The sequence below is a fragment of the Pseudoalteromonas sp. SG44-1 genome (genome assembly GCF_014164315.1).
In the GTDB taxonomy this organism is placed as follows: Bacteria; Pseudomonadota; Gammaproteobacteria; order Enterobacterales; family Alteromonadaceae; genus Pseudoalteromonas; species Pseudoalteromonas rhizosphaerae.
This window is the reverse complement of sequence record NZ_JACJEW010000012.1, coordinates 44,026-65,048: the sequence shown is the minus strand read 5'-3', so window position 1 is coordinate 65,048 and position 21,023 is coordinate 44,026. Positions and strand designations below refer to the sequence as shown.

General features: G+C 41.0%; 23 protein-coding genes. 19 read left to right on the top strand and 4 right to left on the bottom strand.

All coding sequences use genetic code 11. The features are described from left to right. Positions 1-44: 44 nt before the first annotated feature. Positions 45-1,175: a PleD family two-component system response regulator gene (locus H5187_RS07880; protein ID WP_145236944.1), complete on the top strand. Its 1,131-nt coding sequence runs from the start codon at positions 45-47 to the stop codon at positions 1,173-1,175. A 25-nt stretch (positions 1,176-1,200) separates the two neighbouring features. Here the strand turns inward: H5187_RS07880 and queG are convergent, their stop codons facing one another. The 4 genes from queG to H5187_RS07860 all read right to left on the bottom strand — a co-directional run bounded on the left by queG (position 1,201) and on the right by H5187_RS07860 (position 5,279). Next, a complete protein-coding gene (queG, locus tag H5187_RS07875; protein ID WP_182718059.1) occupies positions 1,201-2,334 on the bottom strand; it encodes a tRNA epoxyqueuosine(34) reductase QueG in 1,134 nt (377 codons plus the stop codon). Positions 2,335-2,404: 70 nt separating this feature from the next. Further along, the gene (locus tag H5187_RS07870) at positions 2,405-3,622 is read right to left on the bottom strand and encodes a methyl-accepting chemotaxis protein (protein ID WP_182718060.1); all 1,218 of its coding nucleotides are present in this window, start codon (positions 3,620-3,622) and stop codon (positions 2,405-2,407) included. A 95-nt stretch (positions 3,623-3,717) separates the two neighbouring features. Next, a complete protein-coding gene (locus H5187_RS07865; RefSeq protein ID WP_145236954.1) occupies positions 3,718-4,416 on the bottom strand; it encodes a glycerophosphodiester phosphodiesterase family protein in 699 nt (232 codons plus the stop codon). Next, positions 4,413-5,279: a DMT family transporter gene (locus H5187_RS07860; RefSeq protein ID WP_149980630.1), complete on the bottom strand. Its 867-nt coding sequence runs from the start codon at positions 5,277-5,279 to the stop codon at positions 4,413-4,415. The genes H5187_RS07865 and H5187_RS07860 overlap by 4 nt, the downstream gene beginning before the upstream one ends. A 310-nt stretch (positions 5,280-5,589) precedes the next feature. On the opposite strand from H5187_RS07860, the gene H5187_RS07855 reads away from it, so the two are divergent. The 18 genes from H5187_RS07855 to alr all read left to right on the top strand — a co-directional run bounded on the left by H5187_RS07855 (position 5,590) and on the right by alr (position 21,022). Then, positions 5,590-6,690, top strand: coding sequence for a sensor histidine kinase (locus H5187_RS07855; protein ID WP_182797701.1), 1,101 nt, complete (start codon positions 5,590-5,592; stop codon positions 6,688-6,690). Then, entirely contained in the window at positions 6,690-7,304 is a 615-nt protein-coding gene (locus H5187_RS07850) for a DNA-binding response regulator (protein WP_182718062.1), read from the top strand. The genes H5187_RS07855 and H5187_RS07850 overlap by 1 nt, the downstream gene beginning before the upstream one ends. 120 nt (positions 7,305-7,424) lie before the next feature. Beyond that, complete coding sequence (gene rnr / locus H5187_RS07845; RefSeq protein WP_182731626.1) at positions 7,425-9,920, top strand: ribonuclease R; 2,496 nt, start codon at positions 7,425-7,427, stop codon at positions 9,918-9,920. Continuing rightward, positions 9,917-10,663 carry a 23S rRNA (guanosine(2251)-2'-O)-methyltransferase RlmB gene (rlmB, locus tag H5187_RS07840; protein ID WP_145236971.1) on the top strand — a complete coding sequence of 249 codons (747 nt, stop codon included), beginning with the start codon at positions 9,917-9,919 and terminating at the stop codon, positions 10,661-10,663. The genes rnr and rlmB overlap by 4 nt, the downstream gene beginning before the upstream one ends. 253 nt (positions 10,664-10,916) lie before the next feature. Further along, the gene (gene rpsF, locus H5187_RS07835) at positions 10,917-11,258 is read left to right on the top strand and encodes a 30S ribosomal protein S6 (protein WP_145236974.1); all 342 of its coding nucleotides are present in this window, start codon (positions 10,917-10,919) and stop codon (positions 11,256-11,258) included. A 54-nt stretch (positions 11,259-11,312) separates the two neighbouring features. Next, a complete protein-coding gene (priB, locus tag H5187_RS07830) occupies positions 11,313-11,630 on the top strand; it encodes a primosomal replication protein N (RefSeq protein WP_182731625.1) in 318 nt (105 codons plus the stop codon). A 12-nt stretch (positions 11,631-11,642) separates the two neighbouring features. Further along, positions 11,643-11,870 carry a 30S ribosomal protein S18 gene (rpsR, locus tag H5187_RS07825; RefSeq protein WP_002962753.1) on the top strand — a complete coding sequence of 76 codons (228 nt, stop codon included), beginning with the start codon at positions 11,643-11,645 and terminating at the stop codon, positions 11,868-11,870. 36 nt (positions 11,871-11,906) lie between these two features. Then, positions 11,907-12,359 (top strand): 50S ribosomal protein L9, encoded by a 453-nt coding sequence (gene rplI, locus H5187_RS07820; RefSeq protein ID WP_145236982.1) that lies wholly within the window; start codon positions 11,907-11,909, stop codon positions 12,357-12,359. A 277-nt stretch (positions 12,360-12,636) separates the two neighbouring features. Beyond that, entirely contained in the window at positions 12,637-13,074 is a 438-nt protein-coding gene (locus H5187_RS07815; RefSeq protein ID WP_310736937.1) for a type IV pilin protein, read from the top strand. A 2-nt stretch (positions 13,075-13,076) separates the two neighbouring features. Further along, entirely contained in the window at positions 13,077-13,526 is a 450-nt protein-coding gene (locus H5187_RS07810) for a GspH/FimT family pseudopilin (RefSeq protein WP_145236992.1), read from the top strand. Beyond that, positions 13,526-13,939: a prepilin-type N-terminal cleavage/methylation domain-containing protein gene (locus H5187_RS07805; protein WP_145236995.1), complete on the top strand. Its 414-nt coding sequence runs from the start codon at positions 13,526-13,528 to the stop codon at positions 13,937-13,939. Before H5187_RS07810 ends, H5187_RS07805 begins: the two co-directional genes overlap by 1 nt. Further along, complete coding sequence (locus H5187_RS07800; RefSeq protein WP_182784524.1) at positions 13,939-14,463, top strand: PilW family protein; 525 nt, start codon at positions 13,939-13,941, stop codon at positions 14,461-14,463. The genes H5187_RS07805 and H5187_RS07800 overlap by 1 nt, the downstream gene beginning before the upstream one ends. Beyond that, positions 14,463-16,295, top strand: coding sequence for a hypothetical protein (locus H5187_RS07795; protein ID WP_182784526.1), 1,833 nt, complete (start codon positions 14,463-14,465; stop codon positions 16,293-16,295). The genes H5187_RS07800 and H5187_RS07795 overlap by 1 nt, the downstream gene beginning before the upstream one ends. Positions 16,296-16,486: 191 nt before the next feature. Continuing rightward, positions 16,487-17,038, top strand: coding sequence for an RNA polymerase sigma factor (locus tag H5187_RS07790; RefSeq protein ID WP_182718069.1), 552 nt, complete (start codon positions 16,487-16,489; stop codon positions 17,036-17,038). After that, positions 17,025-17,507 (top strand): hypothetical protein, encoded by a 483-nt coding sequence (locus H5187_RS07785; RefSeq protein ID WP_182718070.1) that lies wholly within the window; start codon positions 17,025-17,027, stop codon positions 17,505-17,507. The genes H5187_RS07790 and H5187_RS07785 overlap by 14 nt, the downstream gene beginning before the upstream one ends. A gap of 11 nt (positions 17,508-17,518) precedes the next feature. After that, positions 17,519-18,463, top strand: coding sequence for a DUF4097 family beta strand repeat-containing protein (locus H5187_RS07780; protein ID WP_182718071.1), 945 nt, complete (start codon positions 17,519-17,521; stop codon positions 18,461-18,463). A gap of 100 nt (positions 18,464-18,563) precedes the next feature. Next, positions 18,564-19,943 (top strand): replicative DNA helicase, encoded by a 1,380-nt coding sequence (gene dnaB / locus H5187_RS07775; RefSeq protein ID WP_145237015.1) that lies wholly within the window; start codon positions 18,564-18,566, stop codon positions 19,941-19,943. Then, a complete protein-coding gene (gene alr / locus H5187_RS07770; RefSeq protein ID WP_182784528.1) occupies positions 19,943-21,022 on the top strand; it encodes an alanine racemase in 1,080 nt (359 codons plus the stop codon). The genes dnaB and alr overlap by 1 nt, the downstream gene beginning before the upstream one ends. Position 21,023: the final 1 nt, after the last annotated feature.

The following is a 21,023-nucleotide window of genomic DNA, read 5'->3' as shown; positions in this document are numbered from 1 at the left end:
TTATGACTAAACTATTAATATGAATTATGAAATGGATGATAATTATGCCTTTAACGAGAATATTAGCTGTTGATGACGAGCCTTTTAATTTAGAAATTATAGAAGAGATATTGTTGGATCTTGATTTTGAATTAAAGATGGTTAGCAGTGGTCCTGAGTGCCTCAGCACAGTGGAAGAGTTTGCGCCGCAAGTAATCTTACTCGACGTGAGTATGCCACAAATGAATGGTTATGAAGTATGTAGAAAACTAAAGGCCAATCCCAGAACTGCAAATATTATCGTGATGTTCGTATCAGCCAGAGGCACTGTCGAAGAGCGGATGGAAGGGTATGCAGTCGGTGCAGAAGATTATATTGTTAAGCCATTTGGACAGGACGAACTTAAATCGAAACTGAAAATTCTTAACCAAGTACTGATTGAAAAAGAATCGTTAGAACAGCAAGTTGAAGAAGCCACATCCACTGCATTTAATGCCATGGCTAACAGTAGTGAAATGGGGCAAATAGTTAATTATATTGAGAGCATTGGTATGATTAACAATACTAAAGCGCTGGGTGAAGCCTTAGTTCATTGTTTAAGATCGTTTGATTTACAAAGTAATGTTGAGTTTAGAGCTAATATTGATGCTCCTGACCACTTTGCCCTAAATGGAACGTGTTCGCCGATTGTAATTGAATTGTTTGATATGCTCAAAAATAAGGGGCGGCTACATGAATTTTCCCATCGTATCTTAGTTAATTATGAATTAATTAGTTTATTGATTTTAAATATGCCAGATCACGATCCTGATAAGCATGGCCGGATCCGAGATCATGTGTGCTTTATTGTCAGTGTCACGGAGCAACAGCTACGCGCAATCATGACCCGTGAAGCTTTACAGTCGCAGCAAACAAAGCTAAATGATGCAATTACTATGGTTAATAGCAAGTTTCATGGCTTAATTGAGCTGTTAAATGAAAACCGTCAGAGTAATGAAGCGGTGTTCAAGCGTTTACAAGAAGAGTTAGAAGAGCGGATCCCATCAATGGGGCTAGACGAAGATCAAGAAGTGTTTATTTATCAGAAGGTAGATCAAGCAATTCAAAAATCAGTTGCCCGTGAAGAGTCTGTACAGGGGGTAAAAGCAGCTTTTCATGAAATTGAGCAAGACCTGTCTATCTTATTGAAAAAGTAATAGTAAATAATCAAGGGGTGTGAAGCTACGCATCTCTTGGTAAGCCCTTTTCTACGATACGTATCAAACGGGCGGTTTTTCTTAGCAACTTATCTTGTTTTGAGTGTTGTTGCTTAAGCGCCCACTCTATATGTTCTTTTACCAACTCGGTTGATTGATCATAGCTGGCACTGAGTGCGTCAACGATCGATTGGCTAAATTGCGCATTACCTAAACCTACAGCAATATTTCGTAGCCAGCGCTGATGACCAATTCGACGGATCGGACTGCCTTCGGTATTTTTTAAAAAGGTAGCTTCATCCCAACTAAATAAATCAAGTAAATCTTTATCTTTTAGTTGTGTTCGTGGATGAAAGTCGGCTTCATCGGTAATTTGCCCGTAGCGGTTCCATGGGCAAACTAATTGGCAATCATCACAGCCGTAAACGCGATTACCTAATAGTGAGCGATATTGCTCAGGGATTGGTCCTTGCAGCTCAATAGTAAGATAAGAAATACACTTGCGTGCATCCACCACGTAAGGCTCTACAATTGCGCCGGTAGGGCATAAAGTAATGCAGGCAACGCACTTTCCACATCCCTCAAACTCATTGGGCTTATCAATTGGTAAAGGGATATCAACAAATAACTCACCCAAAAAGAACCAAGAACCGGCTTCTTTATTGATTAGCAAGCTGTGTTTTCCACGCCAGCCTAAACCTGCTTTTTCAGCAAGTTGACGTTCTAATACTGGTGCTGAATCAACAAATGGCCGATAGCCTAATTGAGCGATTTGCAGCTCAATTTTTTGACCTAATTTCTTTAATCGATTACGCATCAGTTTATGATAATCACGCCCTAACGCATAACGACTAATATAAGCTTTATCGGTATTTTTGAGGGTTTTAGCAAAGCTTGCATCAGGGGGCAGGTAATTCATTTTTACTGATATAACCCGCACAGTACCAGGGACTAGCTCCGCAGGGCGAGCGCGTTTCATTCCATGAGCGGCCATATATTCCATATCGCCATGATAGCCTAAATCAAGCCAGCGCTGTAATTGTGCTTCGTGTTTACTTAAATCAATGTCAGTGATGCCAACTTCAGCAAAGCCTAGTTCTTTACCCCACTGTTTTATATCAAGGGCTAACTGCGTGTGATCGGATATTGAGCTACTCACATGGGTACATCATTAAGAAAAAATAACGGCGTAATTTAACACATTTACAGCGCAGTTAAAACGCTTGTACTTAGACAAAACGCTTTAACTGCTGCTGAGTTTGCTCACTTAGTTGTTGTGATAGTTGACAATCACCTAGCGCTACATCAATTTGTGCTTTTGCTTGGCTGCCTAATGCAACGATTTGTTCAACTGATTGATGGGTTTGATTTTGTGTCTGTTCGAGTAAGTGCACAGCGCTTACAATTTGCTGTAATTGTTGTTGATTGTGTTCAAATTCAACAAGCCGATCGGTAAATCCATGGGATGTATTACTAATGGTTGTTTCTGCATTATGTGAATAACTGACAAGTTGCTCAGACTCTTTATTTGTTTGATTTACTAAAGAATCCATTTGGTTGATGAAATCGCTGATCTGGCGAGTTGCATCACTTACTTTAACCGATAAAGTTCTTACTTCATCTGCTACAACCGCAAAACCACGACCTGCTTCACCCGCACGAGCGGCTTCTATTGCAGCATTGAGCGCCAACAAATTAGTTTGATCTGAAAACTCTTCAACCATTTTCAGGATGCTACGAATATTCTCGCTGTTTTGTTTTAAGCCAGAAATCGTTTCTGAAAAACTGCTCAACACATGACTAATCGATTTAACTTGAGTGACTAGTTTTGTGAGTTCTTGTGCTGAGTGTGTCACAAAGTTTAAATGCTCGGCGTTTACTTGATGAACATCATCGGTATTGGTAACGATACTTTGCAGACTATCAGTTATTTGATTACTGGCTGCGGTTATTGTTTGGCTAAAATCAATTTGTTGTTCGCTTAGCTGCGCCGTATGTTGCATTGACTCAGTCACTTGATTATTACTTTGTGCGCTGGCCTGCGAACTTTGGTAAGTGGTAGCGAGCAATTGGCTTAGATGATCAGTAAAGGTATTGTACTGTTGGCTGATCTCACGAAATTCATCATAGGTAAAGTGGGGGAGTTTAGCTGCTAAGTTTGCATCTTGGCGGTTAATTTTTATTAATGTATCGCGCATTGCCGTAACTGGGCGCACGATCAGAAAGCGCATGTAAAAGAGTGTAAAGGCAAAGCCGGCAATAATAATCACCGTGAGTAACCAAAATAGGCTAGTGTCTGCGTCTTGCGTAGTTAGACTTTTATATAACCAAATCAAAGTAATAGCTTGGAAAATAAATACAAAGCTAAGGTTGCCAACAATCTTTCGGGTTAAAGTAAAAAAGAAGCTTTGTTCTATAAAATTATAAATACGCATATACCCACTCATCAATTGCCCGCTCGGCTGTTGTATTGTTTTACTCAGTATCGTTCAAATTCACTTTAATTCAAGAATATAGGATGAACGGCAGCTATTTTTGATAACTACAGTGAGTTTAAAATCATTTTCGTGTTGCATGGATAATTAGTAAAAATTCCGTCGACACCAAAACTCAGCATTAACTCAATATCTTCTTGTTTATCAACCGTGTACGCATAAACTTGTAAGCCGCGTTGTTTGGCATCCGCGACAAACTCATGGTTAATAAAGTTTTTATCAACATGAATACTAAACGCCTGTAAGCGCTGGGCAAATTCGGCATAGTTGATAGGAATGGAGCCCGTTAACGCGCCAATTTTTAGCCAAGGTAGTTTCTGTTTAAGCCACATTAATTGATGATGATCAAATGAAGAGACTAACAGCATATCCTGAGATAGTTTGTTATTAACGATATTTAACTCAATCAGCTCAACAAATTTATCCAACGAGAAAGTGTGTTTTAACTCAAGGTTTAAGAGCACTTTATTGGCTGTCCAATCAATAGTTTGCTGTAGGGTTGGGACAAATTCGCCATTGCCGGCATCAAAACATTGAATTTGCTCTCGGGTAAGTTTATTTATTTTGCCGCGGCCGCTGGTGGTTCGATCTAGCCAAGTATCATGGATGATCATGTAATCATCCAAACAGCTTTGTACATCGACTTCAATACCATCGACTTCAATTTCGACTGCTGCGGTTATCGCACTCTGGGTATTTTCTGGATAAGTGCCACTGGCGCCCCGATGAGCAAAAACTTTTATCATAATGTGTGTTTCCGAGTAACTGACCATGTTTCGTAAAATGCTGCACTAATCACTAAAGCACCGCCAAGCAGGGTCTGTAGTGAAGGTTGTTCATGCAACAGCAAAAAAGCTAAAAATGTGCCATATAAAGGCTGTAAACAAGAAATAAGTCCCGCTGTTGATGCTGATAAATACTGTAAACTTGCCGCAAATAAAGAGTGCGGAGTTGCAGTAAAAATTACGCCAGCGACGAGCAATAACCCTAGATCTTGGTTCGATATATTAATCACTGGTACTTCAATAAAAGCACATAATAACAAGCTAGCCACTAATGTTTGATAAAACATAGTTTGTGGCCCACCGTAGTGGCTAAAGTATCGCTTATGAACAATATTTCTAAACGCGAAAAAAAATGCTGAAATAACACCGGTTACCACGCCTAAGGTGACATCATTACCCATATCTGCATTTGGTGTCAGTAAATAGATCCCTGTTATTACTACACTTGCGCTGAGCAAATCGTTTACTTTGGGCTTACTACCATTAAAGAATGGTTCAATAAATACGGTGATCACAGGGTAAGTAAAAAATGCAATCATGCCAACCGCAATCCCAGCCATTTGCATACCAGCAAAGTAGGTGACCCAATGTATACCTACAGCAGCCCCTAACAACAAAGCAATTAAGTAATCTTTAGCACCGCTGAGTTTAATTGCTTTTTTTTGCCATAACAGCAATATCATAATAGCCAGACCCGCGATGGCTGCGCGGTACACGGTGATATCTAATGCGTTGAGATTTATTAATTTGGCAAATAGTGCTGTGCCACCAAAAAGTAATACCGCAATATGTAAATAAATTAAACTTTGTTGTTGGGGTTGCATGTAAATTCGCTCTGCTATTTTTTACTATCTTATCACTGCTCATAATAAGGTGAAATTTTTAAAACATGACAAATGTCAGCAAAGTTGATGACATTTTACACTCTTATTTTTTTTAGCGGCTGGCATAGTTATCACATTCAACTGGAGGTAATTATGAATGCTTTAATTTTAATCAGTTTATATATCAGCGATTTTTTTGAAATATATAGTTTTAGTATTACTTACGCCGGTTACTTTATGCTGTTATGTGTTTTTGTGTTATTTAGTAAAAACATAATTATAAATAAAACGATACACTTGGGGTATTAGTATGAGTTCACTTGACACGGTTGCTGAGCAAATCGATAAAGGGTTTTGGAAGTATGGACATTTAATTTTTACTGGCTTTTATTTGTTGCCAATTATGATTAACTTTGCAAATTTAACCGCAAACAACATTTTTATGTCCTTAGCTTTATATATTGCTTTTATTATGCTCTATGTAAAAGCAATAAATTGCCAAGATACCGATACTACTAAGTTAGTTATTGCTATGTTGTTAGTTTGTTTTAGTGCTACTTTTTATACCTCAGGCACACCGACATTATTTGGTTTCGTTGCCTATATTGTCGGTTATGCATATAGTAAACTGCAACGAATTTTTTCAGCGTTAGTGGTCATTTTAACTGTTCTATTAAGTGCATATATTGGCGATATTGCAAAAGTAGAATACTTTCTCGCTATATCTTTAATTTTATGTGCGGCCTTATTTAGCTACGGTATAGCTGCAAAAAGAGAGCAGCAATATAAAATCCGCGAGCAAGAAAACGCCACGCAATTAGAGCAATTAGCAGCAATTGCTGAACGCGAGCGTATTGCTCGCGATTTACATGATATTTTAGGTCACTCTCTTTCATCAATTGCTTTAAAAGCAGAGCTTGCTAATAAATTAAATCAAGGTGAGCGTTACACACAAGCAAATACTGAAATTGCCCAAGTTGCAGAGCTTGCAAGGCAGCTATTGAGTGATGTGAGAAGTGCTGTCAGTGATTTAAAACAGCTCAATCTTGCGAGTCAAATTTCCCAATTGAAACAAAGGCTAACCGAACAAGGTTTTGAGGCGGATTTTAACGTCAAGTTAAATGTGTTACCTGCAAAAGTAGAAGGTATCGCAAGTCTTATTATTAAGGAAGCTGTTACTAACTTACTACGCCATAGCAGCACCAAGAAATGCATCGTTAGCATAGCGCAAAATCAGCAGCAGTTAATAATCAATGTGATTGATCATGCACCAGGCAGCTCAATAAAACCTGGAAATGGCTTAAATGGCATTAAAGAACGAGCAGAGCAGCTAGATGGTAAGGCTACATTTACCTGTGAGGATAACTTTAGTTTAAATGTGATGCTGCCTTTAACAGCGAAGGGTTTCTGATGATCAAGGTGTATTTAGTAGAAGATCAGGGGCTTGTGCGCGACGCAATCGCAGCATTATTAAGTCTAGATTTTAATATTGAGGTAATTGGTCAAGCAAGTAACGGGCAAGATGCATTAACAGCCATAAACATGCTAGACAGTAACTCTCTTCCTGATATTATTTTAACAGATATCGAAATGCCTAGCATGAACGGCATCGAACTCAGTGAGCAAATTGCATCAAAATACCCTGCTATAAAAATAGTTATTATGACCACCTTTTCGCGAGCGGGTTATATTAGGCGTTCTTTAAGTGCTGGCGTTAAGGGCTTTATTTTAAAAGAAGCCCCGAGCGATGAATTAATTAGCGCGCTTAAAAAAGTAATGCACGGGCAAAAGGTTATTGATCCTGAGCTTGCTATTAACGCATTAGATGATACTGATCCGCTGACAGATAAAGAACGAAAAGCATTACAACTCGCAAGTGAAGGGTTGAAAACAGCCGATATTGCCGCAAGGTTATACTTAAGCGAGGGCACGGTACGTAATTACTTATCAGACGCTATTGCTAAATTAAATGCCATAAACCGAGTAGATGCAGCGCGTATAGCCAAACAAAAAGGTTGGTTATAACGCCGTAATAAGCTGTTTAAAGCAAGTAAAAGCGCTTTCTTAAAAGTTTCATAGCTTTTGCCTGTCTCATTGATCGGTTATGGGTTAAAATAACATCATAACCAATTAACAAGATAGTGAATGTCAAACCAAGATCCTAATCTCAGTCGAGAACAAGAAAAGTACGAAAACCCTGTCCCAAGTCGTGAGTTTATACTTACTCATATAAAAGACCGTGCCAAGCCTGCTAATTTTCATCAATTATGTGAGGAGTTAGCGGTAAACGATGATGAGCGTCAAATTGCTTTTAAGCGTCGTTTACGTGCCATGGAGCGTGATGGTCAACTCTTCTTTAATAAATTTAAATGCTACGCCTTAATTGATGAAGCTGGGCTTGTTAAAGGCAAAGTAATCGGTCACCGTGACGGGTTTGGCTTTTTAGAAGTCGAAGGCGAAAGTAAAGACTGGTTTATTGCCAAGCATCAAATGAGTTCGGTGCTGCATGGCGACATAGTACTGGCTAAAGGCACCAAACGAGGCTCCGGCGGCAAGTGCGATGCGCGTATTATTAAAGTGCTGGCTGGCGAGCGAGCACCGATTGTTGGTCGCTATTTTGTTGAGCATGGCATAGCAGTGGTGGTGGCGGAAGATCCACGTATCACCCAAGATATTATTATTTTGCCGGGCAGTGAAAACGGCGCACGTCACAACCAAATGGTGCAAGTGCAAATTACCCAAAACCCTAACCGTAATATGAATGCGGTAGGGAAAATCATTGATGTACTGGGTGAGCATTTAGCCCCTGGTATGGAAATTGAAGTGGCACTGCGTAATCACGATATCCCGCATGTATGGCCAGAAGCGGTTGAAAAGCAGGTTGAACACTTAGGTGAGTTTGTCGAAGAAGGTGACAAGCAAAATCGAGTTGATTTACGTGATTTACCATTGGTTACGATTGATGGTGAAGATGCTCGCGATTTTGATGATGCGGTGTATTGTGAGCCTGTTGAATCGGGTGGTTGGCGGTTATGGGTAGCGATTGCTGATGTATCCCATTATGTCGCAATGAATACCCCACTTAATGCCGAGGCAATCGAACGTGGTAACTCAGTGTATTTCCCTGAACAAGTTATTCCTATGCTGCCAAAAGTATTGTCCAATGGCTTGTGTTCATTAAATCCAAAAGTTGACCGTTTATGTATGGTCGCAGAAATGCTGGTATCGGCTGAAGGTAAATTATCAGGCTATCGCTTTTACGAAGCGGTGATGAATTCGCATGCGCGCTTAACCTACACCAAAGTAAACGCTATCCTACAAGGTGATGAGAAGTTACGTACTGAATACGCACCGGTCGTGCCACATTTAACTGATTTACAGCAAATGTATATGGCATTAAAAGCCGCCCGCCAAGAGCGCGGAGCGATTGAGTTTGAAACCCTTGAAACACGCTTTGTATTTAACGCTCAGCGTAAGATTGAATCAATAGTGCCGGTGCTGCGTAATGACGCCCACAAGCTGATTGAAGAATGTATGATTTTAGCCAATGTGTCTGCGGCTAAAATGCTTGAAAAACACGAAGCCAGCGCGCTTTATCGTGTTCATGCTGAACCAGATGGAGAAAAACTGGCTAACTTTAGACAGTTTTTATCAGAGTTGGGTATTGAATCAACACTCAGTGATGAGCCAACACCAAAAGAAATTACCCATGTGTTAGCCAAGCTTGGCGACCGCCCTGATGCTGAACTTATCCAAACTATGCTACTGCGTTCGATGAAGCAGGCAGTATATCAAGCTGAAAACATCGGTCACTTTGGTTTGTCATTAGGTGAATATGCACATTTCACCTCGCCAATTCGTCGTTACCCAGATTTAGTCGTACATCGTGCGATTAAAGGCATTTTGAAAGCCCAAGGTATGGTTACTTCGGGTGCGTATGTTTATAGTGACGAAGAAGTCGCGCAATTGGGCGAGCAGTGTTCAAATACGGAGCGTCGTGCAGATGATGCAACCCGTGAAGTAGCTGATTGGCTGAAATGTGAATACATGCAAGATCATGTGGGCGACGAATTTGAAGGAGTGATCTCATCGGTTACTAACTTTGGTTTGTTTATTCGCTTAGCTGATTTACAAATTGATGGCCTTATCCATGTCACTAATTTAGGCGATGAGTATTTTCAATATGATGGCGCTAAACATTGCTTGATTGGTGAGCATTCTCGTAAAGTTTATCGTTTAGGCGATAAAGTCACTGTTCAGGTGGCATCGGTAAGCTTAGATGAGCGTCGCATCAATTTAACGCTCAGTGGCGATGTTGCACAAGACAGATACGCCCGTCGTCGTGGTGATGCAAAAGGGCATCAGCCGGCAAGTGTTCGTTCGCAGCTAAAACGTGGCAAAATACCAGGTAAAAAAGCTGACGCGAAAGAGCCTGGTGAACTTAGCGGTCGTTCTGAACAGGGAAAACCAAAGCCAAAAAAAAACAGTGCCAGTAGAGGTAAAAAGAAGCCTGCAGGAAAATCAGCGGATGCTGGCACTTCAACGACTGCAAAAAAACCAAAGAGAAAGGCCGTGAAAAAGCCGAAAAGACCCGGCAAAAATGCCCGTAAAAGTAAGAGTTCAGGAGCAAGTGATACGTGAGTAATGAATTAATTTTTGGCTTTCACTCTGTTGAAGCAATTTTCGCAAGTGAGCCTGAGCGTTTTATTGAAATTTATGCCCTAAAAGGACGTGATGATAAACGCTTATCTCCAATTATTGAAGAAGCGCGTAAATTTGGTATATCAGTGCAGTTTATGCAGCGTAAAGCGCTTGATAACAAATCAAAGGGTGAACAGCATCAAGGCATTATTGCTAATGTTATCGCAGCTCCTACTTTCAATGAAAAAGATTTAGATGCAATCATTGCGCGTGAAGAAACGCCATTTTTACTGGTTCTCGATGGCATAACAGATCCGCATAATTTAGGTGCTTGCTTACGTAGTGCAGACGCTGCCGGTGTTCACGCCATTATTGTGCCAAAAGATAAATCAGCAAAACTAAATGGCACAGCGCGTAAAGTTGCCTGTGGTGCAGCAGAGACAGTACCGCTGATCCAAGTGACTAACCTTGCGCGTACTTTACGTGAAATTAAAGATGCCGGTGTTTGGGTTGTTGGTACTGCTGGCGAAACCGATGTTCATGTATTTGATGCCAATCTAACTGGCCCTATGGCGATTGTTATGGGCGCAGAAGGTGAAGGTATGCGCCGCTTAACGCGCGAACATTGTGATGTGTTAGTTAAAATCCCAATGGCGGGCACTGTTTCAAGCTTAAACGTATCTGTAGCAACAGGTATTTGTTTATTTGAAGTACTGCGTCAGAGAAATACGACACAGCCATAAAAGAAAAGCTTTAAGCTTGTAGCCGTCAGTTTAGAGATAAAATTTGAAACCATGCTTGACTTAATAAGCATGGTTTTTCTTTTTGAGCGGATAGCTGATTTTTCAACTTACCACTTAAAGCTAAAAACCTACTTGCTTAATTTTCCGACTAAGCGTAAAATGCGCGCTCATTTCGGCCTATTTAATATTAATTCCTTGCCTTAAACCGACCGGCTGAAACGGTAGAAGGCTCTATTAACCGTAAGGAATATCCATGCGTCATTACGAAATCGTATTCATGGTTCACCCAGATCAGAGTGAGCAAGTTTCTGGTATGATCGAACGTTATACTGGTTCTATCACTGAAGCTGGTGGTGTTATCCACCGCCTTGAAGACTGGGGCCGCCGTCAACTGGCATACCCAATCAACAAGCTTCATAAAGCTCATTATGTTCTTATGAACGTTGAAGCACCTACTGAAGTAATCAGCGAGCTAGAAACTACTTTCCGCTACAACGATGCAGTGCTTCGTAACTTAGTTATGCGTACTAAAGACGCTGTAACTGAAGCATCTCCTCTTGTAAGAGAAGAGAAGAAAGAAGCACCAGCTGCTTAATTGTTTTGAGTCCAAGCATGGCACTTGATCAGCGATAATTTTAAGGTAAACCATATGGTCAGTCCTTTTATGAATCAGCTGGTTATTTCTGGGGTTGTTTGTAAAACACCTAAGTTTAGCCAAAGCCCTGCTGGTATCCCGCATTGTATTTTTGTTGTAGAACACAAATCAATGCAAATTGAAGCAGACCTTAACCGTAATAGTTATGTACGGCTTCAAGTGGTTGCTAGTGGTAAGCAAATGCAACAACAGACTCAACATTTGCACGTTGGGCAGGCATTGCAAGTGAGCGGTTTTTTAAATCGTCACGAAGGTCGTAACGGCCTTAGCCAATTGGTTTTGCATGCTCAGCATATAGAAAGAATTATTTGAGGAATTTATCTCATGGCACGTTATTTCAGACGTCGTAAGTTCTGCCGCTTTAAAGCGGAAGGCGTACAACAAATCGATTATAAAGATCTAGCTACTCTTAGAAACTATGTTACAGAAAGTGGCAAAATCGTACCTAGCCGTATTACAGGTACTAGCGCTAAATACCAGCGCCAGCTAGCAACTGCTATCAAGCGTGCTCGCTACTTAGCCCTTCTTCCATACACTGACTTACATAAGTAAGCAGCGGATTAACACGTTTTTAAAAGGTGTAGAAACATGCAAGTTATTCTACTAGATAAGATCGCTAACCTAGGTGGCCTAGGTGACCAGGTTGTAGTTAAATCTGGCTTCGCACGTAACTTCCTTTTCCCACAAGGTAAGGCAGTTCCTGCAACTAAAGCTAACGTTGAAACTTTTGACGCACGTCGTGCTGAGCTTGAAGCGAAAATCGCTGACCAGCTTGTTGCTGCACAAGCACGCGCTGATAAGCTTGAAGCATTAGCTGAAGTTACATTAGTATCTAAAGCCGGTGACGAAGGTAAGTTATTCGGTTCTATCGGTACTCGCGACATCGCTGACGCTATCTCAGCTGTTGGTGTTGAAGTTGCTAAGTCAGAAGTTCGTTTACCTCTAGGTACTATCCGTGAGACTGGCGAATTTGACGTATCAATCGCAGTTCATTCAGAAGTAACGGCTACTATCAAAGTAATCGTAATCGCTGAAGCTTAATTTTTAATTAAGCGAAAAAAGCCGTGCTGAAAAGCACGGCTTTTTTGTTTATTATTATCATCCATATCACTAGTTAGCATATCATTTTCAACATAAATATTGATTAAAGTCCCTTTTTTAGGTTTTTTATCTGGTATTGTTTGATCTAAAGTAAAAACTAATTATTTATACCTATTAAAATGTAGCGACATTGTAATTAGATTACAGATTGTTGACAGTGACAGCGCTGTCAATGTATATTGTTTGTGCACTGAGCATAGTGTTAAGGATGTAAAAATTGAAAGAGCAGATGATGAGAAGTACGAAGCTTTTTTCTGGTTTCACATTAATCGAGTTATTAATAGTCGTAGCTATTCTAGGTATTTTATACAGTGTAGCTATGCCTTCATATATTGAGCATATGGAGCGTAGTCGCCGTGCCGATATTCAACAAGTTATGTTGCAACATGGTGCAGTATTAGAGCGTATTTATTCACGTAATGGTGGTTATCCAAACGCTTTTGATACGGCAACAAATACAGATTTTTATACTTTTACTTATAAAGCGCTAAACCGTGTTAGTGGTGCTGCAGCGGATGCTAATTTTAAAAGTCGTGCATTTACATTAACTGCAACCCCAAAAATCGGTTCTGCCCAATCAGGAGATCGCTGTGGTGCATTAGTGATTAAGCATGATGGCACACAATCAGCTGATGCTAATAGTTGCTGGGAGTAACAATGACTAGAACAGCCGGTTTTACATTAGTGGAGTTGATGATTGTGGTTGGGATCGTTGCGATTATGGCGGTATTAGCGTTTCCTTCTTTTAGCCAGCAAATCATGCAAGATCGGGTTATTACCACCGCAAATCAGCTCAATAGTGTGTATAAATATGCGCGCAGTGAGGCGGTAAAACGTGATCGTGAGATTAAACTAGTGGTAAGTGGCGATAAATGGCAGGTAACAGCAGCTGTTGATGGTGTTGATACAGTATTAAAAGAATTCGTCATCCAACATCATGGTGTAACGGTTGGTTTAGTTGATCGTACCGTGTGGTCAAGTGGCGAAATATCTGCGGCGAGCGAAATTTTAATTAAAGATGACAATGATAAAACAGTAGATTATTACTTGTGCATTTTAAAAAGTGGCCAAAATTGGTTAGCTGAAAAATCAGTAGCATGTGCATAATGATTAAACAAAGTGGCTTTTCATTATTAGAAGTGATGCTGTCGGTTGTTATCGCCGGTATTGCTTTACTTGGGTTGGCAGCAGCTCAGCTCAAATCGCTACAATATGCTACCAACAGTTTTAATTACACTGTATCGCTGGTGCAAGGGCAAAATACGTTAGAGCGTATTTGGCCTCGCTTGTGTGAGTTACAAACGACGAATCCGGCTTTATTCACGGATGCTAACTTTCGTGCCTCTTTAGACCCGCAAATCGATGATTATCAGCTGAGCTTACCTGCGGCGTATGCGCATGATATGCAAATCACAGTTTCATGGGCTGATGAGCGGATCAAGCAACAAGACCCTGCTCAATTAGAAAATCAAATTACCTTAAATGCTAGTTACCCTGAGCTACCAGTTGGGTGTATTTGATGATGGCAATTTATCGTCCGCGAGGTTATACCCTTGTAGAACTGATGGTGGCTCTAGCCGCTGGTTCATTCCTACTAGCTGGAGTTAGCCTTTCATACTCAGCTATTAAAGGCACTATTTCAGTTAGTAAAGAGCTTGAAAATGCGCAAGAAGTAATACGTTACACAAGTAAGGTTTTTACGCGTAGCATTAAACAAACACCAAGCGCACCTTTGGTTGCAGCAGATGGCTCGGCAATTACTGTTACTCAGCCAGCTGGGGTTATCACCTGTAATGGCAGTGTATCAACAGCTGATATAAATGAAGTTTATAGCCTAGTAGGCAATAATTTAATGTGTACATTAGGAGCAGCTCCAGCAGAGCGGTTATTGACGGGAGTCGCCCAGTTGAGTTTTGCAATTGATAATAACATTGTCACTATTCATGTTGGCCCAGAGAATTTACCTGCGCAATTTGGAGACACTATTGCCATTGATATTGCGGTCTCTAATGTTATTTTAAACAATGCTTTTGGTGGTGTGTAATGGCTAAAAAACAAAGTGGTTTTACGCTTGTAACAGTACTTATCCTCACCAGTATGGCGAGTATTGTGGTACTTAATTCATTGCGTGAAAATATTATTCAAGAGCGTATGAGTGGCAATTTTCAAAAGAAAATAAATAGCCGTTTACTCGCTGAAAAAGGTGTTTTCGAAGAAGCTAAGTTATTACAGCAAGCTTTTTCAGATGATAAAACCTTAGATATCGATGGCTTGATCGCAGCGACAGGCACAGCATCAGGCCGCGGCTTAATTGGCGAAGATGCAACTTATAATGCCAGTATTAGTAAAAATGCTGCTGGAGAGCTGGAAATCATCAGCTTGGGTGAGCGTTATGGTGGTGATGCACAAAGTAATTTAGTCGCACGGTTTGGATTTACGCCAGGTAAAGGAGGCTCTGTTTTTAAGAACGCAATTGTGGGCTGTGAAGGGGTGTCACTCAGTGCCAGTGGTCGAATTGATAGCTATGACTCAAGTAAAGGGGATTACGATCCTGACAAGGCTGAGGCTGGCGCTGTCATAGGCACGGTTTATAAAGATAAGGATGTTACATTATCAGGTGCTTCAACTATTTGGGGAAGTGTTCATGCGACTGGCAGTATTACTTTTTCCGGCTCATCTCCAATCACAGGCACATTGCGTGCAAATAACCATATTACAATCGATTCGAACTTTACAGTATCGACTGATCCTGTTTTACCCGATGGTTTTCCACTTGATACAGCTGTAGGCGGAGATGTTTTATCGGCGGGAGGGGTTACCTGGAGGCAAGGAAAAATATTAGGCGTAGTTCGAGCAAATAAAGATCTTAACTTCCCTAATAACAGTGCGAGTACTGTGCTAGAAAATAGAAATAATGACGGCTTAGACGTTTTATATGGCGGCAAATTAAACGCAAAAGATTTAGCACCACACCTTGAACAAGGTGGTATTCCTTATTCAGATCCACGTTATAATGTATCACCAAATGTTGAGTTGGTACCTTTTCAAGATCCTGATAATTTTACAGCAGGGCAAACACAGTGCGATTCAATAAATATAACAACGGTTGTTGATGGTCTGGTTGATCCTAGCGGCGAAAATATTATTGTGAAACACGGTAGTTCAACACTAGTCTCTGATAAGCCAGAAACACGTGTTATCTACGAGTTAACGCCTGAGATAGCTCAGTCTAAGATTGAAAATCAAGGTGATTATGTATGGGAAAAGTGGTTAGGCGCACGTCCTGCGACACTTAATTATACGTTAAACACAATTGAGAACGTTGTTGATGTAAAAGTATTAAAAGCAGGTAACTTCTCATTAAATAATGGCATTTTAAAAGTCGCGGGTGGTGATGTAACCTTGATAGTAAATGGTCACTTCATGATGGAAGGCGCTTCAGAGATCCATATAGCACAAGGCAGCAGCTTAAGCCTTTATGTCAACGGTAAAGTAAAATTGAAAGCGTCTCCAGGGTCGATCACAATGAAGCATGGGTTAACCAAAACTGGTAAACCGGTATTCAGTATTTATTCCAGCAATGAACAAGCCAATGGTATTGATATTGATGCTGATGCTAATTTGTATGCAGCCATCTATGCGCCAAAGACTGATGTTAAAGTCGTCGCTAATGGTGGTTTCAGTGGCTCAATTCGGGGCAAAACGGTTTCAGCGTCTGGCAAAGGTGGTATTCACCATGATTCAAATCTAGCAAATATAAGTAGTGGTGGGGGCAGCGCGTTTGACGGCAAATTAGTTTTCCTTGGCTGGTCATATAAAGTACCGGAAAAAACCACTGAAGGGCCCGAAGAAGATCCCCCAGAAGCAACGTTATAAAACCACTTGATAAAACGGCTAGCTGATAAGTTAGCCGTTTTTTGTTAAAAATAATTTCATGTCATTTAAACCTTTTCACTTACATCTCACGTCTAACTATTCAAGAAACTTAAAATTCTGAAAGATCGTATTTCCTGAGTGCTTAGGTATACTCATTTCATAATAATAATCATAAAGGGACAACATCAACGATGTTGATAGATGCAAAACATGCTTTTACACAGCTAAGCGAAGATGCACTTATTACCCGTGTAAAAAGCGGTGATCAAAATGCTTATGCTGCACTTTATGAATTACATGTAAAGCGGGTTTATGGATTGTGCTTACGGTTACTCGCAGATCGCGAACATGCCGAAGATGCAACTCAAGAAGTATTTGTGCAGCTGTGGCATAAAATCGCTAGCTTTGAAGGGCAGTCACAGTTTTCAACTTGGCTGCACAGTGTCACCAGTAATATTGCGATTAGCTATTTACGTAAACATAAGAATTGGTTGCAAAAAGTAGTGAGCTTCGAGCAAAGCGGTATGGATGAACAAAGCGCAACAGATTGCCAAGGTCTAAATGGACTCGACAAGTTAGTATTACGACTACCTGAGCGAGCTCGTATGGTATTTGTGCTGCACGCCATTGAAGGTTATCGCCATGAAGAGATTGCCACTATGTTAGGAATGGCAGTGGGTTCTAGTAAGTCGCAATTTCATCGCGCCCGTCAGTTATTAAAAGAGTGGTATGAAAATGAGTAAGCCTAATTTTGAAACATTTTTAGCTGAGTCAATCAATAACACTGAGTTAGAGATCTCACCACAAAAAGATTTATGGCCAGGTATCGAAAAAGCATTAACGCATGCTCCTCAGGCGCAAGGTAAAGCTGCGCTGTGGCCTAAATTAGCGGGTGTGGCAGCATGCTCAGTGGCGGCTTTATTAACCGTGCAGTTGCTGTTTTCCGGCTCTGAGCCTGCGACAAGTGTGGTGATGAGTGACTATTTTACCCAGCAAAAACAAACCTTGTTGGTGCAATATCAAAATCAGCCTGCATTGACAGATAACTGGCAACAGCAATTAACAGAATTAGAGGACGCTGAGCGGGCAATAAAGCAAGCCCTCGACAATGAGCCTGAGAATCCAGCGTTATTAAAAATGCTCGCACAGGTTTATCAGCAGCAATTAGATCTAATCAATAAGGTGCATGCACCGAAGTGGCAACAAATTTAGGAGTATCAACCATGAAAACATTACTATTAGCACTAACTTTATTGCCGTTTTTCGCCTCTGCTGGTGAGAAAATCAATGAACAAATTGAGGTGCCCGCTAATAAGCGTATTTTTATAGATAACCAACGCGGTGATGTACGTATTGAGGGCTGGGATAAATCACAATTACAGATCACCGGTGAGCTTGATGATAAAGCACAAGGGTATCGTTTAGAAGTGGCAGGAGATCGTATCGAATTTATCGTTAAAATGCCGCGTAACAATAATAACGGTTGGAATAGTGGCGATGGTTCTCAATTAGTTATTTATATGCCAAATAGCAGCGAACTTGAATTTACCGGTGTTAACGCCACTATCAGTGCTAAAAATTTGATCGCCGGGGCTGATATTGATGTCGTTAATGGTGATATTAACTTACAAAACATCAGTGGCAATATTACTGTGGATACCGTTAATGGTGATGTCAGTGCGATAGGCTTAAAAGGTGATATACGCTATGAAACCGTAAACGGCGAAATTAATGACAAAGACTCACAAGGCACGCTGCGCTTTACTGCTGTCAATGGTGATATTAAATCCAAAACAGCAGCTCAAGAAGTTCGCTTAGAGAATGTTAATGGCGATATCGACTTTGCTTTTCAGGCATTAAAAAGCTTACGTATTAGCACGGTAAATGGTGAGAGTGAAATACATATTAATGAGTTACTAAAAGGTGCGCAAATTACTTATGAATCTGTTAGTGGCGATGCCGATTTTTACTTCCCGACGGATGTTTCTGCGCGGTTTGAAATTGAAGCGCATGCCAATGGTAAAATTATTAATGAGTTGAGTGACGATAAAGTTAAAAAAGCGAAATATGGGCCATCAAGTGAATTGGAGTTTGCGGTTAATGGTGGTGATGCTGATATTGAAATAGACACTATCAGTGGGCGCATAGAATTACGTAAGCAAAAGTAATCTCCCGTAGCAAAGTAGGAAAAGAAATCCTGCTTTGCTCTTTGCACAACGTAGCCAAGTAGATAGAATAGAGGCCATTCATTGTTAGTATTGCGAAGTTATGGCTAAACCAGATAAACAAGTCGACACTCTTAAAGTTCCTCCTCATTCCATTGAAGCAGAGCAATCTGTTTTAGGTGGCTTAATGCTTGATAATCAAGCCTTTGACCGTGTTGCCGAGTTGGTCGTTTCGCAAGATTTCTATACACGTACCCATAAGCTTATTTTTGAAGCCATGGTCGAGCTTGCTGAAATAGGCGATCCAATCGATTTGATCACCATATCAGAGAGCTTAGAGAAAAAGAATTTACTCAGTGGTATCGGTGGTTTTGCTTATTTAGCTGAAATTGCTAAAAATACGCCAAGTGCGGCGAACATCGACGCCTATGCGAATATCGTACGCGAACGTGCTGTGGTACGTGAAATGATTGGCGTTGCCAATGAAATAGCCGAAGCAGGTTTCAATCCGGAAGGGCGCACCAGCCACGATTTACTCGACTTTGCAGAGAGTAAAGTGTTTAAAATTGCTGAGCAGCGGACAAAAAGTAACGATGGTCCGCAAAGTATTCACAGCATCTTAGAAAAAACAGTCGATAAAATCGAAGAGTTGTATCAGTCGCCACAAGATGGTGTGACGGGGGTAAGTACCGGTTATGCCGATCTAGATAAAATGACCACTGGTTTGCAGCCATCAGATTTAATCATTGTGGCCGCCCGTCCGTCGATGGGTAAAACCACATTTGCGATGAACTTAGCTGAACATGCCGCAATGACACAAGATAAGCCTGTGCTTATTTACTCATTAGAAATGCCCTCGGAGCAGATTATGATGAGGATGTTGGCATCCCTTGGTCGAATTAATCAGACCAAAGTGCGCACCGGTCAATTGGATGATGACGATTGGGCGCGTCTTTCATCAACCATGGGGCTACTGATGGAAAAAGGAAAGATGTATGTTGATGATGCATCAGGTCTAACTCCAACAGATGTTCGCTCACGTGCGCGTCGTATTGCTCGTGATCACGGTGGGATAAGTATGATCATGGTCGATTACTTGCAGCTAATGCGCGTTCCCAGCCTCTCTGATAACCGTACTTTAGAAATTGCTGAAATCTCACGGTCACTTAAATCATTAGCAAAAGAACTCCAATGCCCAGTCGTAGCACTGTCGCAGCTAAACCGTACTCTAGAGCAGCGTGCCGATAAACGCCCAATTAACTCCGACTTACGTGAATCAGGCTCTATCGAGCAGGATGCCGATTTAATCATGTTTATCTACCGCGACGAAGTATATAACGAAGACAGTACTGAGAAAGGGATTGCTGAAATTATCATAGGTAAACAACGTAATGGTCCCATTGGTAAAGTACGTTTAACTTTCCAAGGTCAGTTCTCGCGTTTTGATAATTACGCCGGACCTGCTGTAGATGATGATTACTAATGCGTTTAGCTATTGCCGAAATTAACTTACAAGCACTTGCTCATAATTTAGCGCAAGTGCGACAGTTTGCGCCTAATAGTAAAGTTATGGCGGTATTAAAAGCCAATGCTTATGGTCATGGTTTAGTAAAAATAGCGCAGCACCTTAATGATGCCGACGCATTTGCTGTGGCACGAATAGATGAAGCGCTCGCACTGCGGGCGGGTGGGCTGACCAAGCCTATTGTGTTGCTGGAAGGTTTTTTCCATCAAGATGATTTGCCGATTTTATTAGCCAATAACTTTCAAACCATTATCCATGATGAAAATCAGCTCAGGGCACTTGAAAATGCAAAGCTCGATGAACCAATCAGTTGCTGGTTAAAAATCAATACCGGTATGCATCGTTTAGGGATTGCACCAACGCAGTTGAATGATTTTTATCAGCGCTTGCAAGCGACGAATAACGCTAAAGATACAATCAATTTAATGACGCATTTTTCCAGTGCCGATGATGTTAATGATCCCAAAACAGCTGAGCAAATTGCTTTGTTTGATTCATTAGTGCAAGGCAAACAACAAGCACATTGTTTAGCAAATTCGGCTGGTATTATAGCTTGGCCTGCAGGTCATGGCGACTGGGTACGTCCAGGCTTGATGATGTATGGTGTATCACCAATGCTTAACACTTCTGGCAAAGACCATCAGCTGAAGCCAGTGATGCGCTTAACCACTAAGGTCATTGCAATTCGCGATGTTGATGCCGCGCAAGGTGTTGGTTATGGTGGCTGTTGGCAAAGTGCTCAGCCGACTAAGCTTGCAGTGGTTGCCATGGGCTATGGTGATGGTTATCCGCGCCATGCTAGACATGGCACACCTGTAGTGATTGCTGGCAAACGTTATGGTATTGCTGGCAACATCTCTATGGATATGATCAGTGTTGATATTGGTGAAAATGCTGATGACATCAAAGTCGGCGATGAGGTGGTGATGTGGGGCCCAGAATTACCCGTTGAAGAAATCGCCCAATGTGCCACGACAATCCCTTACGAGTTAGTCTGTAATATTACCCCACGGGTAAGCTATGAATATTTAGAGTAAT